The 16,394-nt window shown below is 51.4% G+C and carries 12 protein-coding genes; 6 read left to right on the forward strand and 6 right to left on the reverse strand.

The features are described from left to right. Nucleotides 1–103: 103 nt before the first annotated feature. The 5 genes from MHN33_RS09450 to MHN33_RS09470 all read left to right on the forward strand — a co-directional run bounded on the left by MHN33_RS09450 (nucleotide 104) and on the right by MHN33_RS09470 (nucleotide 7,344). Complete coding sequence (locus MHN33_RS09450; protein WP_239397733.1) at nucleotides 104–511, forward strand: hypothetical protein; 408 nt, start codon at nucleotides 104–106, stop codon at nucleotides 509–511. Nucleotides 512–660: 149 nt separating this feature from the next. Further along, complete coding sequence (locus tag MHN33_RS09455) at nucleotides 661–1,149, forward strand: DUF411 domain-containing protein (RefSeq protein ID WP_239397903.1); 489 nt, start codon at nucleotides 661–663, stop codon at nucleotides 1,147–1,149. Continuing rightward, nucleotides 1,149–2,483 carry a TolC family protein gene (locus tag MHN33_RS09460; protein WP_239397734.1) on the forward strand — a complete coding sequence of 445 codons (1,335 nt, stop codon included), beginning with the start codon at nucleotides 1,149–1,151 and terminating at the stop codon, nucleotides 2,481–2,483. The genes MHN33_RS09455 and MHN33_RS09460 overlap by 1 nt, the downstream gene beginning before the upstream one ends. After that, the gene (locus MHN33_RS09465; RefSeq protein ID WP_239397904.1) at nucleotides 2,476–4,179 is read left to right on the forward strand and encodes an efflux RND transporter periplasmic adaptor subunit; all 1,704 of its coding nucleotides are present in this window, start codon (nucleotides 2,476–2,478) and stop codon (nucleotides 4,177–4,179) included. Before MHN33_RS09460 ends, MHN33_RS09465 begins: the two co-directional genes overlap by 8 nt. Before the next feature lie 15 nt (nucleotides 4,180–4,194). Then, nucleotides 4,195–7,344: a CusA/CzcA family heavy metal efflux RND transporter gene (locus MHN33_RS09470; protein WP_239397735.1), complete on the forward strand. Its 3,150-nt coding sequence runs from the start codon at nucleotides 4,195–4,197 to the stop codon at nucleotides 7,342–7,344. A gap of 5 nt (nucleotides 7,345–7,349) precedes the next feature. Here the strand turns inward: MHN33_RS09470 and dctP are convergent, their stop codons facing one another. After that, nucleotides 7,350–8,468, reverse strand: a complete 1,119-nt coding sequence (gene dctP / locus MHN33_RS09475) for a TRAP transporter substrate-binding protein DctP (protein WP_239397736.1) — start codon at nucleotides 8,466–8,468, stop codon at nucleotides 7,350–7,352. Nucleotides 8,469–8,494: 26 nt separating this feature from the next. Beyond that, nucleotides 8,495–10,165 (reverse strand): methyl-accepting chemotaxis protein, encoded by a 1,671-nt coding sequence (locus MHN33_RS09480; protein ID WP_239397737.1) that lies wholly within the window; start codon nucleotides 10,163–10,165, stop codon nucleotides 8,495–8,497. Nucleotides 10,166–10,434: 269 nt separating this feature from the next. On the opposite strand from MHN33_RS09480, the gene MHN33_RS09485 reads away from it, so the two are divergent. Next, on the forward strand, nucleotides 10,435–12,255 hold the full coding sequence (locus MHN33_RS09485) for a HAMP domain-containing sensor histidine kinase (RefSeq protein ID WP_239397738.1): 1,821 nt from the start codon (nucleotides 10,435–10,437) through the stop codon (nucleotides 12,253–12,255). On the opposite strand, the gene MHN33_RS09490 is transcribed toward MHN33_RS09485, so the two are convergent. The 4 genes from MHN33_RS09490 to MHN33_RS09505 form a co-directional block, all read right to left on the reverse strand. Further along, on the reverse strand, nucleotides 12,252–14,090 hold the full coding sequence (locus MHN33_RS09490; protein WP_239397739.1) for a DUF885 domain-containing protein: 1,839 nt from the start codon (nucleotides 14,088–14,090) through the stop codon (nucleotides 12,252–12,254). The two genes, MHN33_RS09485 and MHN33_RS09490, sit on opposite strands and share 4 nt — an antisense overlap. A 133-nt stretch (nucleotides 14,091–14,223) precedes the next feature. Further along, complete coding sequence (hemW, locus tag MHN33_RS09495; protein WP_239397740.1) at nucleotides 14,224–15,360, reverse strand: radical SAM family heme chaperone HemW; 1,137 nt, start codon at nucleotides 15,358–15,360, stop codon at nucleotides 14,224–14,226. Continuing rightward, on the reverse strand, nucleotides 15,357–15,950 hold the full coding sequence (locus tag MHN33_RS09500) for an XTP/dITP diphosphatase (RefSeq protein WP_239397741.1): 594 nt from the start codon (nucleotides 15,948–15,950) through the stop codon (nucleotides 15,357–15,359). Before MHN33_RS09500 ends, hemW begins: the two co-directional genes overlap by 4 nt. A gap of 1 nt (nucleotide 15,951) precedes the next feature. Then, nucleotides 15,952–16,377: a DUF4426 domain-containing protein gene (locus tag MHN33_RS09505; RefSeq protein WP_239397905.1), complete on the reverse strand. Its 426-nt coding sequence runs from the start codon at nucleotides 16,375–16,377 to the stop codon at nucleotides 15,952–15,954. Nucleotides 16,378–16,394: the final 17 nt, after the last annotated feature.

Genomic DNA, 16,394 nt, shown 5'->3' on the forward strand with positions numbered 1-16,394 from the left:
GCCACGTCTTTGACAGTATAGGCAATTAACCGCGGCTGCCAGGCTAAAGCTTTTCTTTTTTTGTCGTTTATGTGAGAATTCACAGCGATAAACCGAGGACCCTATGAGCAAATTCTCCGCCACATTACTGATGATAGCCGCTTTGCTTGCCTTTATTGTACAAGGTATGGCGAATGCTGTGATGGCGTGTGAAGCACATATGCAGGGTCACGATATGCACACCGCTATGATGCAGCATCACCATGAAGCTGCAGCGCCAGAAGTAACGGAGACCTCAGTTCAGCTCAAGCATGGCCATGGCAAGATGAGTCACACGCAGCAGCCAATGGACTGCTGTGATGATGACAGTGATTGCGTATGCCTGACGCATGCTTGCGGTAGTGCACAGTTGCTGCCTGTTGCCGAATTTTCTCTCACTACAGACTTAGTGTTCCTTGCTGCAATTTGGCATGACGACCAACTCCCCATTGCCGTCGCTCAGTCCTTATATCGCCCTCCCATTTTTGCCTGACCCAGGTGAAGTGCGTCTGAAATTCGGCGCCTGACCTGTCAATCCAACTTCTTAAGATGATTTCACTGCGCTGCGCAGTGTGATGTTTATATGATTCTGACCTGCTTTCGTTATTTGAATGGGCAGGCAGAAGAAGACGGAGGCAAATGATGTCTTTTACTACCAATAAATATGGTCTATTTCTGAGCGCCTGTTTGTTCTCGCTGCTGAGCCTGAGCAGCCAGGCTCAGCCGGGCCCGTTACAGGCGTTAACTGTTTACAAAACACCAACCTGTGGCTGCTGTAAAAAGTGGCTGTCGCACCTGTTGGCGCAAGGCGTAGCGGCGCAGGGCCGGGAGCTGGCGTCTTTAAGTGCGCTTAAATCACGTCACGGTATTGCACCGCGTTACCGCTCTTGTCATACCGCGCTCAGCCATGACGGCTGGGTATTTGAAGGGCATGTCCCGGCTAAGTTTATTCAGCAGTTTCTGGCCAACCCTAAAGCGAATGCCATTGGGCTGAGTGTACCTGCCATGCCACTGGGTTCGCCTGGCATGGAAGTGGATGAGCGCTTTATGCCATATCAGGTCTTACTGCTGATGAAAGATGGCAGCCATCAGGTTTATGCGCAAATTGATACCTATGAGGAGCAGTTTTGATGTCGTTTTTAATTCCTGCAACAGCCCGTTGCGCGCTGTTGGGCGCACTGATAATGGCAACCGGCTCTGTGCAGGCCTCTGCCAGTTTGCCTTTACAACAAGCCATAGAGCAGGCAATCGCTCAGGATCCCTTGTTGCAAAAACGCCACCATCAGCAGCAAGCCACCTATGCGCAAGGCCTCGCTGCCGGTACGTTACCCGATCCCAAAGTGTCTTTGTCTGTGATGAATCTGCCGGTGGATGGCTGGCAACACGACCGCGAGGCAATGACCCAGCTTAAGGTGGGCGTGAGCCAACAGTTTGGCCGTGGCGATGAGTTAGCACTTAAACGCGAGCAGCTACAGATTGCCAGTGAAGAGTACCCGCTGCTGCGCGCCGACCGGGTTGCGCAAATACGGGCACAAGTCACTCAGCTATGGCTCGATACCTATCTGGCCGAGCGCACCATTGCTCTGATAGAGCAGGATAAAGCCCTGTTTGAGCAACTGGTCGATGTCAGTAAGGCCAGTTATGCCAATGTGGTCGGGCGTACCCGCCAGCAGGATGTGATCCGCGCGCAGCTGGAGTTGGTACAGCTCGACGACCGCCTCAGTGTTGAATACCAAAAACGGGAGTCTGCGCGTGCACAGCTGCTGGCCTGGCTGCGAGGCGCTCAGGCACACATCGCCTGGTCTGATATCAATCTGCCAGAGACCTTGCCTCAGCTAAAGGTGGCTGTCCCGGCTATTTTTATACAAGGTAAGCCGGATGCAGAGCGACTGCTGGCACGGCTCACCAGCCATCCGGTGGTGCTGGCGCAGGATGTGCGTATTGAGGCGGCTGGTAAAGGGGTTGCGATTGCCCGCCAGCAATATAGGCCGCAGTGGGGCGTGAATGCCAGTTATGGATATCGCAGTGATATGCCAGATGGCAGCAGTCGCGCCGACTTCTTTTCGCTGGGGGTGACGCTGGATGTGCCTTTATTTACCGACAACCGTCAGGACCAATGGCTGAACTCAGCTCAGTCAAATCGCGAAGCGATTAAAACCGATAAATTACTGTTGCTGCGTGAGCTGTCTGGTCAGGTTGAAAAAGAGGCCAGCCAGCTAAGGCGATTGTCTGAGCGTCAGACCTTGTATCGGGAGCAATTACTGCAACAAACACATGAACAGGCAGAAGCTGCACTTACCGCATACACCAATGATAACGGCGATTTTGCCGAGGTCGTGCGTGCTCGCATTGCCGAGCTTAATGCCAGAGTAGCGGCCAAACAAATTGACGTCGATGCCCTTAAAACCGTTGCCAGACTGAACTATTACCTCACCACCTATCAGCCAGGAGTGAATGATGAATAATACGCTGAAACTATTGCTAGCCGGCTTATCAGGGGGCGCGCTGAGCTATGCCCTGATGACGCTGACCGCCACTCCCTCTCATACCGCTGATGCAGAGGTCGATAGCAATAAGCCGCTCTACTGGGTGGCGCCAATGGACAGTAATTATCGCCGTGATAAACCCGGTAAGTCGCCAATGGGCATGGATCTGGTGCCTGTTTATGCCGAAAGTGAAGAGCAGGTGGCGGGGGCCGTCACCATTTCTCCTGAAGTGGTCAATAACCTGGGCGTGAGAACCGCTGCGGTTGAAGTGGGGCCGATGCACAGCACAATTTCGACGGTCGGTTACGTGCAATATGACGAAGACAAATTGGTACACATTCACCCGCGCGTCGATGGCTGGGTGGAAACCCTGTACATCAAAGCGGCCGGCGAGCCGGTGGAGCAGGGGCAGCCTTTGTATTCGCTCTATTCGCCACAGCTGGTGAATGCGCAGGAAGAATTTTTGATTGCGCTAAATCGTAACAATGCCACTCTGATCAAAGCGGCACGCGAGCGTTTAATGGCGCTGCAATTGTCGGCCGATTTTATCGCCAGTTTAGAGGCGCAGCGTCAGGTGCGTCAGACCATCACCTTCTATGCTCGCCAAAGCGGCGTGATAGCCGAGCTGAAGATCCGCGAAGGGTTTTATGTCAATCCGGGTAATACCCTGATGAGCATTGCCCAGCTGGATCAGGTCTGGGTAGAAGCCGAAGTATTCGAACGCGATACCGCGCTGGTGAAAGCCGGTCAGCCCGTTACCATGACGCTGGATTATCTGCCCGGTGAGCGCTGGCAGGGCAATGTAGATTATGTTTATCCAACCCTCAATGAAACCACCCGAACCCTGCGGGTACGTTTGAAGTTTGACAATGCAGCAGGGCAACTGAAACCTAACATGTTTGCTCAGGTGCAAATTCAGGCCGGCAGCAAAGCACAAGCCATGCAGGTGCCGAGCGAGGCGGTGATCCGCACCGGTAAGCAGGACAGAGTTGTTGTGGCGCTGGGCGACGGGCGCTTTAAATCTGTGGCCGTCAGTTTAGGTAGAGTAGGGTTGCAAAGCACTGAGATCCTCGATGGACTTCAGCAGGACGACCGGGTCGTCACCTCGGCTCATTTCCTGATTGATTCGGAGTCCAGCAAAAGCTCTGACTTTAAGCGTATGAGTGCGGATGCAAAACCAACTCAGGTCTGGATGGCCGGTATAGTAAACCACTATGAGGCGCAATCGGACGTGATCAACATAACCCATGATGCCGTGCCCGAGTGGGAATGGCCCGAAATGACCATGGACTTTCAACTTGCCGAGACGCTCGACAACAGTGCGCTAAAAACCGGCCAGTCGCTGCATTTTGAGGTCACCAAAACGGATACCGGGTATGAAATCACCACCATTCACATTATGGCTGAACCGACCTTGCCAACGGCGACCGTGGACGGCCACATCAAGGCAATAGACGCCGCCTCTCGTATCGCCACCATCCATCGCGGTGCCATTGAAAAATGGGGCCGGGCAGCGGCCACCATGGACTTTGTGATAGCCGAAGACATCGACCTGAGTGCGTTTAATGTGGGCGATCAGATCACCTTTACCTTTGAGGTGGGGGATGATTTTGTTGTGACCCGGATGCAGCATGGCGAGCAAGACTCAGCCATGTCTGAACATGCGCATCATTAAGCCAGGAGTATTATCATGATAGCAGCAATCATAACCTGGTCTTTGCACAATCGTGTACTGGTCCTGCTGAGCACGCTGATGCTGGTGGCGGGCGGCCTGTTTGCACTGAAGCAAACGCCGGTCGATGCCATTCCGGATCTATCGGATGTCCAGGTCATAGTCAAAACCAGTTATCCGGGCCAGTCGCCGCAGGTGGTCCAGGATCAGGTCACGTTTCCGCTTACTACCGCCATGTTGTCCGTCCCTGGCGCAACCACAGTGCGGGGTTACTCCTTCTATGGTGACTCCTATGTGTATGTGATCTTTGATGACGACACCGATCTTTACTGGGCGCGCAGCCGGGTGCTGGAGTATCTCAGCCAGGCGGCCAATTTACTGCCACCGACTGCCAAACCAGAGCTTGGACCGGATGCCACCGGGGTGGGCTGGGTGTATATCTATGCCCTGACGGATCGCTCGGGTAAGCACGACATCAGCCAGTTACGCAGTCTTCAGGACTGGTTTTTAAAATACGAGTTACAGACGGTACCAGGAGTCTCCGAAGTGGCTTCTGTGGGTGGTATGGTTAAGCAATATCAGGTGCAGGTTGACCCGGATAAACTGCGCGCCTATAACCTGCCCCTGAGTCATATTCAGCAGGCGCTGCAACGGGGTAACCAGGAAACTGGTGCGTCAGTCATCGAGATGGCAGAAGCCGAATATATGGTGACGGCCACCGGCTATATTCGTTCGGTCACCGACATTGCCCAGATCCCACTGGGCCTTAATGCACAGGGGACTGCACTGACCTTGGGTGATGTCGCGCAAATAACCATAGGCCCGCAAATGCGACGTGGCATTGCCGAGCTTAACGGCGAAGGTGAAGTGGTTGGCGGCGTGGTGGTCATGCGCTTTGGTGAAAATGCGCAACAGACCATTTCCGGTGTGAAAGCCAGGCTGGATGAGTTGAAGGCGTCCTTACCCGAAGGGGTTGAGGTGGTCACTGTGTATGACCGCAGCCAGCTGATCGAGCGGGCGGTTGATAACCTGTGGCAAAAATTGCTTGAAGAGCTTGTGGTGGTGGCCGTGATCTGTGCCGCCTTCCTGTTCCATTTACGCTCCTCGCTGGTGGCGGTGATCACTTTGCCGCTGGGGATCCTGGTGGCCTTTATTGTCATGTATTTTCAGGGGATCAATGCCAACATCATGTCACTTGGCGGGATTGCCATCGCCATCGGTGCGATGACCGATGGGGCAATCGTAATGATAGAAAACCTCCACAAGCACATGGAAAAGACCCCGCTGACCGATGACAATCGCTGGCAGGTTGTGGCAAAAGCCGCCACGGAAGTGGGGCCAGCCCTGTTCTTTAGCTTACTGATCATCACAGTGTCATTCCTGCCGGTGTTTATTCTCGAAGCGCAGGAAGGGCGCATGTTTGCGCCGCTGGCATATACTAAAACCTATGCCATGGCGGCAGCTGCCGGACTGGCAATTACCCTGGTGCCTGTGCTGATGGGCTACTTTATCCGTGGCAAAGTTACGCCGGAGCGCAAGAACCCACTCAACCGGCTGCTTATAGCCGCCTATATGCCGCTGCTGCGGCAGGTGATGCGTTTCCCCAAAGCTACGCTGCTGGCAGCGGTCGCGCTGACTGTGGTGGGCTTTTATCCGCTCAATAAAATCGGCAGCGAATTTATTCCGCCACTGGATGAAGGCGATCTGATGTATATGCCCACCACTTATCCGGGGATTTCCATCGGTAAAGCGCGTGAGCTGTTGCAGCAAACCGACAAACTGATTGCCACAGTGCCCGAGGTAGAGAATGTGTTTGGTAAAGTCGGCCGCGCCGAATCGGCCACCGATCCCGCGCCGCTGACCATGATTGAAACCTTTATTCAGCTTAAGCCACGCAGCGAATGGCGTGAGGGAATGACCACAGATAAGCTCAAAGCGGAACTGGATCGTCTGGTGAAGCTACCGGGTGTCAGTAATGCCTGGGTGATGCCCATCAAAACCCGTATCGATATGCTCGCGACGGGGATCAAAACGCCGGTCGGGGTTAAGATTGCGGGCCCGGATCTGGCCGTTATCGAATCGCTTGGCCAGCGCCTGGAAACCATTCTCAGCAAGGTGCCGGGCACGGCGTCTGTATATTCCGAGCGAGTTGCGGGCGGGCGTTATATTAAGGTGGATATTCGCCGCGGGCAGGCCAGTCGCTTCGGACTGAATATTGCCGATGTGCAGCAGGTGGTGGCCACCGCCATTGGTGGTATGAATGTCACTCAAACCGTTGAGGGGCAGGAGCGCTACCCGGTGAATTTACGTTATCCGCAGGATTATCGTAGCTCGCCCGAGCAGCTGGCACGGTTGCCAATAGTGACGCCCACCGGTCAGCGTATTGCACTTGGGGATGTGGCCGATGTGTACGTAGAAAGTGGCGCGCCGGGGATCAAAAGTGAGAACGCCCGCATCAATGGCTGGACCTTTGTCGACATAGACGGTGTGGACCTGGGCAGTTATGTTGAACAGGCGCGCAATGTGGTTGCCGAAGAGCTGGAATTACCCGCGGGGTACTCATTAAACTGGGCGGGTCAGTATGAATATATGCTCCGGGCCCAGGAAAAGCTCAGTTATGTACTACCGCTGACTTTGGCAATCATCATGTTGCTCCTATACCTTAACTTCCGTCGTTTTGGTGAGGTAGCGCTGATCCTGCTGACTCTGCCTATGGCCACTGTGGGCGGCCTGTGGCTGATGTATCTGCAGGGGTTTAACTTCTCCGTCGCCGTGGGGGTTGGCTTTATTGCACTGGCCGGTGTGGCGGTTGAGATTGGCGTGCTCATGCTGGTGTATCTGGAGCAGGCGTTTAAAGACTTGCAAAGCGAGGCCAGAGCACGACAGGTTGCCGTGAACGAGTCGCAATACATTGATGCTTTGCTGCATGGTGCCGCACTGCGCGTGCGCCCGGTGATGATGACCGTCGCGACGATCATCATTGGTTTGCTGCCCATTTTATATGGCACAGGCACTGGCTCTGAAATAATGAGCCGGATTGCCGCGCCTATGGTGGGGGGTATGCTCAGTGCGCTGGTATTAGCGTTACTGGTCTTGCCGGTGTGTTACAGCCTGATGAAAAAGCCCGCGCTGCAACGCTTTAACGTACAAATACAGCAATCACGATAACCTGGCTAGGTTGGGAAAGTCAGGCCATTGTTGACTTGAGTGGCCGCCACAAAGGCGTCAAAGGTACTGACTTTTCCCAACAGCGCCACTTTAGTGGCGTGCCATTCACGGCGCTGATAACCGCCAATATCCTGCCAGGCGGCCATCTCAGCGGCGCTGGGGTAATAGATGGTCGCGCCATTTCTGAGCAGGCCACGCTGGCAATAAAGCGCAGCCCGGCGGGCCATCGACAGATGCTGAGTAAAGGTTTTTTCCGCGCCTTCCCAAACGGCGATACGCAGTTTTCGTGGCAGAGAATTGAGCCACTGCTGATTGATCACCGATACCCAGCCATCCTGCACTGAGTTAATCATGGACACCGCGCCAATGTGCTGGTTGAGCCCGCCCGGGCCGTTATACAAGCCGGTGACTGAGGGATCCAGGGCATCAAAGCGTTTGCTGGCGGCCAACATCGCGGTTTTCTTCCATTCGACCTGGACCGGTGTTGTGCCGCAAAGTTGATAAAACTGCCTGAGCACCTGGCTGGCCGGGACACGAAAAACAATGTCGGTAATGTCACCGGGTGTTTTCAGCACTTTTCCGTACTGGCGGGTGGAAGTCGCGGTTCTGGCGCCCGGCAGATGGTGGAGTAAAATGGCCAGTTTGCCTTGTGCCAGGATCTTATCTGTGATCTGCTGTTGCCATAGCTTTGACGTGATAAGATTCAGATAGGGCTGGGATTGCGCAGCCCAAAATGGAATATTGAGAATATCGAGTTTAGGCACTATGGGTGACAGGTTAGAAACACTCAGCAGGGCACCCTGAATGGCGCCCCGGGAAACTTGTACAGCAAGTTCATGGCCCACACCTTGCTGGCCTTTATCGCGGATCTCCACACAGATCTTGCCATTAGAAAAGTCCTCAATATTGTGTTTCAACTGCTGATGCATGTGAGGAGAAGAAAGCCACAAGTCACTGTCGTAGGGAGAGGCGAAGATCAGGCGATGCCGAGCACCCGCGCAGCTTTGCTGTTGTGCAGACAAAGCGGGTAAGCCTGTTCCGAGCAGGGGCAACAGCACTGCACTTTGGCGTAAAAAAGTGCGTCGCTCAGGAAAGCTGGGCTTGTTACTCCGTTGAGTCTTCATCTCACTTGCATGCTATGTCAGGCAGATCAAACTTTAAACTGGGCCAAATCGTCAGCCAGCTGTCTGGCGTGTTGCGTAACGAGCTCAATCTGGCGCACAATGTTTTCAACCTCTTTGACCGTATCGCTGCTGACTGTGCTTAAAGAGACGACATTACGATCCATTTCCTCTGCGACAGTGGACTGCTGCTCCATGGCGGCGGCAATATTGTCAACGGCCTGAAGGACGTTTTCGCTGCTAAGAAGTGCGGCAGAGATCTGACTATCAACTTCTCGTATGTTTGACTGAACCTGTTCGGATAAGGTGCAGTTACTTTGCACCTGATCACAGGACAACTGCGCCTGCTGCTGTAGACCTTCCACGGTGGACTGGATTTCATTGATGGATTCCTGAGTACGATGGGCCAGGGCCCTGACTTCATCGGCAACGACGGCAAACCCCCGGCCTTGTTCGCCCGCTCGGGCAGCTTCAATGGCGGCATTCAGTGCTAACAAATTGGTTTGCTCGGCAATGGATTTGATCACATCGAGCACCCCTCCGATTTGATCGCTATTATCTTTTAGGCTCACAATCAGTTCGCCTGTGCCTGTCATTTTAGCATCCAGCTGGGTAATTCTATCAACTGACTGTTGCACCTGTTGTGTGGAGTGCTGCAATTTTTGTCTGGCATCGTGAGTGAACTGCACTGCCCGGTTTGCATTGTCGGCAATTTCTTTTATGCTGGCGGTGAGCTGGTTAATCGCGGTTGCGATCAACTCGGTTTGCTGATCCTGGCTGTGTAAACGTTCAGAAATAGAATCAGCTGAGGTATTTACTTCGCTGGAGCCAACCTTAACTTCTGACGCTGTTTTGATCACCCGACTGACCAGCTGACGAAAACTGGCCAAAAAGTGATTAAAGTGTCGGGTGATAAGACCTATTTCATCCTTGGCCCCTTCATCAATGTCTTGGGTGAGATCGCCGTTGCCCGATGCCAGTTCAGCAAAGGCCTGCTGCAAGACTTCACTGCGCTGTAAGACGATATGTTTAAACAGCCAGGTGAGTGTAATTGCTAACAGCAAGGCAATTATCAGAGTGGCTGCTATGATAGTGAGCCGCAGGCGAGTAGATTGTGCATAAATTCCTTCCAGAGGCTTAATGACCTCCAGCACACCACGGACATCGCCCAGCTGCCAGCCGGTTTTTGGGGTCAGTGGGTGGCTGTTGTGGCAGTTCACACAGCCCTCAGCCTGCATTGTATCCGCCACGGCCACACGCATAAAGGGCTTACCATTGATCTCTTGCGTGTCTATGTAGGTTGAACTGGGATCTTTATTCAGTGCCTGCCAGGCCTGACGCTGAAAATCATCCAGCTGGCGCGAAGCTCGATTTGGGAAAGGATAAGGACTGAATAACGAAAGCCGGGTGCCCTGACTTTCCAGCTCCTGACTCAATTCGTGGATCATAGTTGCAGGTAATGGCAGTCGTTGTGGATCGCTATGCTCGTAATGTGGCTGCATACCAAATGCTTTTGCTTTACTGATCACGTTGCGGGTGTAGTAGCTGCGTAGTGTCTTAAACTGCTGGGCGGTCAGCTGAGCATCAACAATGCCCGACTCTATCATTGCTTTCTCACTTAACGAAGGCAAGAGTATGGTCACGCTGAGCGTGAGTAGCACCAAAAGTAATAGAATAGGTAACAAAAATTTTTTCAACATAGGAACTCTCCCGCTATCTGGATATATTCCTTATGTAAACAGCGCGCAGTAAAGACCAGCTCAACTATCACTTAGGTATAGACCCAAAGTGCCAGAATTGACAGCAAAAACTGACCTTAGATGAGTCTGTTCTGTTAAACCGTTTGAGCGAATTGAATGGTCTAAGCTGTCTGCATATTTCGCGTCGAAAAGTGTTATTGAAATTTCGCCTAATAGTCACATTGTGGCTAAGCTTATGTTCATGTGTAAAGTTTCGAAGGAAGTCATTTGTGCAGTTAAAACAGTCGCTTTTGTTATTCAAAGTGGCCGCAATTGGTGCGGCGTTGATCATTGCGACGGTGAGTTGGTTTCTTTATCGGGAGCTGGACCACAGCAAGCAGCTCAATGATCACTTGTTTAAATTACAAACCCAGATCCAACGTTTATTGGATCAGGAAGAGCGGTTTGTGATTGAAAGGCAGAAAGCCTCGCTGCTCTCCATTGATGAATATCGCTATGCGTATCGGGATAGCTTCAATGAGCTGGTTGCTTTACTGATGACGGACCATCAGCATCTGGAGCTGTTGTTTAAACTCGATGAGCAGGTTAAGCGTTTTGCCGGGCTGTATGAGCAGCTGGCCTCGATGCAGGCATTGCTGGGCTACGACAAAAACGATGGTGTATATGGTGAATTCCGTAGTAAAGCTCACGCCTTGCAGGCACTGGCCAAAGCAGCACAAGATCCACAACTGGAGATCTTGCTACTGGAGCTGAGGCGACGAGAAAAAGACTTTCTACTCAGGCTCGACAGAAGTTACCTCAACCAGCATGGCGATCTGATTTTACAGGCCAAAAACCGCATCCGGACACAGTTTCCCGAGCGTGCAGAGGCTTTTCTGTTGACGCTGGAGCACTACCAGAATGGCTTTATCGTGTACACCAATGTCCTGAAAAAACAGGGGCTGGATCATAATCAGGGCGTACGAGGTGAGTTGGGTGAATTGAAACTGGCAATACGTGGCCATTTTACGATTGTGGCCAAACAGCTTTTCAGTGCCTATCAGGAGGAACAGCAGCAGTTGATCCTGATAAGTTTACTATCAATTGTACTGAGCAGCGGTTTTAGTCTGCTCCTTCTGTACTATCTTAACAGTCGTGTATCTGCGCAGGTCATGGCCATTGGCCGAGTGCTGGTCAGGGTAGCGAAGCATGAAGACTTTTCTTTGCGGGTCAATCTGAACAGTGAAGATGAAATTGCACAGATTGGTCATCATCTGGATGAGCTGCTGGACTTTATTGAGACCCTGATGGCACGGCTCAGTGCCGCCCAGCAGCGCTTAATTGAAGAAGCTAAGATGGCAAGCCTGAGTAATATGGTCAGTGGCTTTGCTCATGAATTGAATACCCCACTGGGGATTGCCATTACCAGCCAGTCGCATCTCAAAGCCCAGGTCGAAAACATGCGTCGCGATTTAGACAGTGGGCAGCTGAAAAAAACAACGCTGACTAATCTGATTGGGGAGGCCGAGTCAGCCTTGTTTTTACTCGAAAATAACCTACATCGTACCGCCTCTCTTATCGATGATTTTAAGAAGGTGTCGGCACAGCAACATTACGATACAGAAATGGAATTTGATCTGAAAACCCTGGTAGAAGGCGTTTTTGACTGTTATCGCAGTGATTTACCGGAAGATGAGTACAAAATCGAGATAGAAATACCGGATAACCTGATCCTCAGCAGCTATCCCAATGTGTTTAATCAGATCATTGGATACAGCCTGAATAACAGTATATTACATGGTAAACATCCGGACCGGCCACTGACTATCATTGTCTCGGCGCATATTGTGAATGACTATGTTCATTTTTATTTTAAAGATGATGGACAGGGTATTGATAAAGAGCTGCTCCCTGTAATTTTTGAGCCTTTTGTCACGTCGAAACGTCATTCGGGCGGCACTGGGCTGGGGCTGAGTATTATCTATAATCTGGTGACGCAAAAGCTTGGCGGGGAGATTAAAATACAGAGCCCCGCACATGGCGGGGCTTGTTTACACATTATTCTGGCAAACACTGCGTTTAAGATGGTGTCACCAGAACCATGTGATTAGGCTTTTTTGCTGGCAACCCATTCGTTCACGAACTGCTCCAGTACATTCAGAGGGACTGGGCCACTTTTCAGTACGACGTCGTGGAATTGACGGATGTCGAACTTGTCGCCCAGCTCTTTCTTAGCAGCTTCACGGAGTTCCACAATTTTTAGCATGCCAATCTTGTAAGCGGTTGCCTGAGAAGGGATCACGATGTGGCGTTCTACCATTTTAACAGCGTCTGACTTCGCGTTTGGCGTGTTGTTTACATAGTAATCAATGCCTTCCTGACGTGTCCACTTCATCGCATGGATACCTGTGTCTACGACCAGGCGGCAGGCACGCCATAGTTCCATTGCCAGGCGACCAAAGTCTGAATACGGGTCTTCATACAGGCCCATTTCTTTTGGTACCAGTTCAGAGTACAGTCCCCAGCCCTCAGTGTAGGCGGTATAGCGACCGAACTTACGGAACTTAGGCATGTTTTCTAGTTCCATTGCGATAGCGATTTGCATGTGGTGGCCTGGAATACCTTCGTGGTAAGCCAGTGCTTCCATCTGATAGGTTGGCATAGCTTCCATATCGTACAGGTTCGCATAGTAGATACCCGGGCGTGAACCATCCGGAGAAGGCTGTTGGTAAAAGGCCTTACCTGCTGATTTTTCACGGAAGGCTTCCACGCGCTTGACTATCATATCGGCTTTCGGCTTGACGATGAACAGTTCATCAAGGCGACCTTTCAGGTTGTCGATCATGGCAGTTGCATCGGCTAGGTATTTGGCTTTGCCCTCTTCAGTGTTCGGCAAGTAGAACTGCTTATCGGTGCGCATAAATTCCATAAAGGCTTTTAAGTCACCCTTAAAGCCGACTTTTTCCTTAATTTCACGCATTTCATCATGAATACGTGCAACCTCAGATAGACCAATTTTGTGGATCTCTGCGGCGGTTAAGTCTGTGGTGGTGGTGCGCGCCAGGGCGTTGTTAAAGTATTTCTCGCCATCAGGGAACTTCCAGGCACCATCGCGGGTATCCGCACGCTTCTCAAGCTGTTGCAGGTAACCAATCAACATGCTGTAGGCTGGCTTCACAGCCGTTTGCAGCGCTTCGGTGGCTTCACCGATCAGCGCTTGCTTGTCGTTGTCTGCAATGTCCAGCTCGTCGACTTTGCGTTTAAAGTCAGCCAGTAAGGTGGAGTCTTCACCCTCAACAAATGGCGCGCCCTTAATAATGTTCTTGCTTGATTCAATCACATGAGGGAAAACAAATTTGGGGGCAATGATCCCTTTATCTGCACGGATCTCAAGGTTTTTAACCAGTTGCTCAAAGACCGCAGGTATACCATTCAGACGTGAAATATAGGCTTGTGCATCTTTAACATCGGTGATCTGATGCTGGTTGATCAAAAATGCCGGTAGCATAGAGTGCGTACCATACATCTGGTTAACCGGGTAGTTATGGAAACGCCACTGGAAGTCGGCAATTTGATTTTCTAAGCCTTGCTTGAACAAGTCGTAACTGACCTGAGTTTGTGCATCCAGCTTACTGCGATCGATGGCTTGCAGGGCAATGAGATCTTGTTTCGTCAGTTCAAGATCTTCGAGTTGACGCGCTTCTGAATCATCATCCCACTTGTCGTAGTCTTGTTTGATACCCAGATAAGTTTGATAAACCGGGCTGCGCATCACACCGCGCATAAAAACTTCGTCAAAAAAAGCATTGGCCTTTTCTACTTCACTTTGTACCACTTGTTGTGTTGTTGCCGCCTTAGCGGTATTGGTTGGTTGCTCTGCTGTTTGCTGACAACCTGAGAGGAGCGCTGCTGCCACGGCTGCGGCAAGGAGTGTCATTTTACGCATGGGTTACCTTTTTTATTGTGTTCCACTTGGATTCGGGTGTTGGTGCAATATCACCAACAAAAATTGTCTACCGGCAGGTGTATTTTCATCTACCGATGAGCTTACCAGCCCAATCTTATCCTAAGAGCAGGTATCAGACGAACAATTCTAGCAGGTCATTCAGATATCTGTGGCCCTTAATTGTTACCAACCATGAATCACCCTGGTCTGTCAGCAGCTTTTGCTCAATCGCTCGGCTAATGGCTGGCTCAATATCGTTCAGTGACAAGCCGGTATAATCACAAAAATCCTGTTTAGTACAGGGGGAGTGTAAGCGCAAGCAGTTCATAAAAAACTCAAACGGGCGATCTGCGGGTGCCACCTGCCAACTGTCGTATAAGTAGGGCTTAGTGAGATCCATATAGCCGCGCGGGTGTTTGACCTTGACGGTACGCAGTATCTCATTGCTCTCTGGTTGAGTAATTTTGCCATGAGCGCCGCAGCCAATACCCAGATAATCGCCGAACTGCCAGTAATTCAGGTTGTGCCGGCACTGATAGCCATCTTTAGCATAGCCTGAGATCTCGTATTGTTGATAGCCGTGTTTGGCAAGCATTGCCTGGCCTTGCTCCTGAATGTCCCACAATACGTCATCCTGAGGTAATGTAGGTGGTTTAGAAGCAAATTGCGTGTTTGGCTCAATGGTAAGCTGATACCAGGATAAATGCGGTGGGTTCAGATCTATCACTTGTTGCAGGTCACTTAACGCATCTGCAACGGATTGGTTTGGCAAGCCGTGCATCAGGTCCATGTTAAAGCTATTAAGACCCGCGTCGTGCGCTTCTAAGGCGGCGTGGCGGGCTTCGTGTTCACCATGGATGCGGCCCAGTGCCTTAAGTTTATCCGCCTGTAAGCTCTGAACACCGATAGAGATACGATTGATACCGGCCGCTACATAGTGTTTAAAGCGATCGGTTTCCACCGTACCCGGGTTGGCTTCAAGGGTAATTTCTATACCATCAGCAAAGCCAATCAGGGCTTCAATGTCGCCCAGCAGTTGCGTGTACGCCGCGCCACTGAGCAGGCTGGGCGTGCCGCCACCAATAAAAATGCTATGCAGTTTACGGCCCTGCACCAGGTGTAAATCTGCGCGCAAGTCTGCGAGCAGGTGCTGAATATATTCCTGCTCGGGGATCTCGCCTTTCTGGCCATGGCTGTTAAAGTCACAATAAGGGCATTTTTGCACGCACCAGGGCACGTGAATATACAAACTTAACGGTGGGAGTTTCACAGCTGACCTTTAAAATGTGCCAACAATTGCTGTAAGGCCTGACCGCGGTGACTGACGGCATTTTTCTCTTCTTTGCTCAGTTGTGCTGAAGTGCACTGAGCTTGTTCAACCCAGAAAACCGGATCATAGCCGAAGCCCTGTAAACCTTGCTGGTCTTCGGTAATACGTCCTTCCCAGCTGGCCTGACAAATAACAGGGGTTGGGTCATCAGCGTGGCGCATATAGACGAGTACACACCAGAAACGGGCTGTACGCTCTGTTATATCAGTCAGGCTGGCCAGTAGTTTGTCTATATTGTCCTGATCGCTGGCACCCGGACCGGCGAAACGTGCAGAATAAACACCCGGTGCGCCCTTGAGCGCATCAACTTCCAGACCTGAATCGTCAGCGATGGCCGGCAACCCTGTGACTTTAGCCGCATGTCTCGCTTTAATAATGGCATTTTCCACAAACGTGGTGCCGGTTTCTGCGACATCACCGACATTAAATTGGCTTTGTGGCAGGATGTCGATGTTCAGGTCTTTAAGCATACCGCCAAGTTCGGCGACTTTGCCCTGGTTGCCGGTGGCAAGAACAATTTGTCTGGTCATATTAATCTATATAAAATTTTTGCTGAAATTTAAGTACGTGTTGGGTGTTGCCCTGACGGACTGTGACTTCAAAACGATAGGTATCTTCATGATCCACATCCATCTGTGCCAGGTAATACACGGCATCGCCCTCAACCACTTCTTTAAAGGTCAAGTTGGTCTTGGTGCCGATCAAATTGCGTGCATGGCCGGTTAATGTGGCACGCTGTGCTGTGTTGTTCGCATCGTCAGCCAGCACGGAAATATTGATAATGGCTTTGCTGTTACTACGGGTTAAGCCGTATGCGCTGGCGATGGTTGGCTGAATAAAAGTCGACGGAAAGGCGATATAATGTACCTGCCAATCTCCCAGTTGCTTATACTGTCCACCTTGTGTGTTGGCGGCGTTCGCAGGCTGAGCTAGCAGCAGTACAGCCAGCAAAGACATCAGTGTAAATAAAGTTT

This window comes from Pseudoalteromonas sp. OOF1S-7, assembly GCF_022347765.1.
In the GTDB taxonomy this organism is placed as follows: Bacteria; Pseudomonadota; Gammaproteobacteria; order Enterobacterales; family Alteromonadaceae; genus Pseudoalteromonas.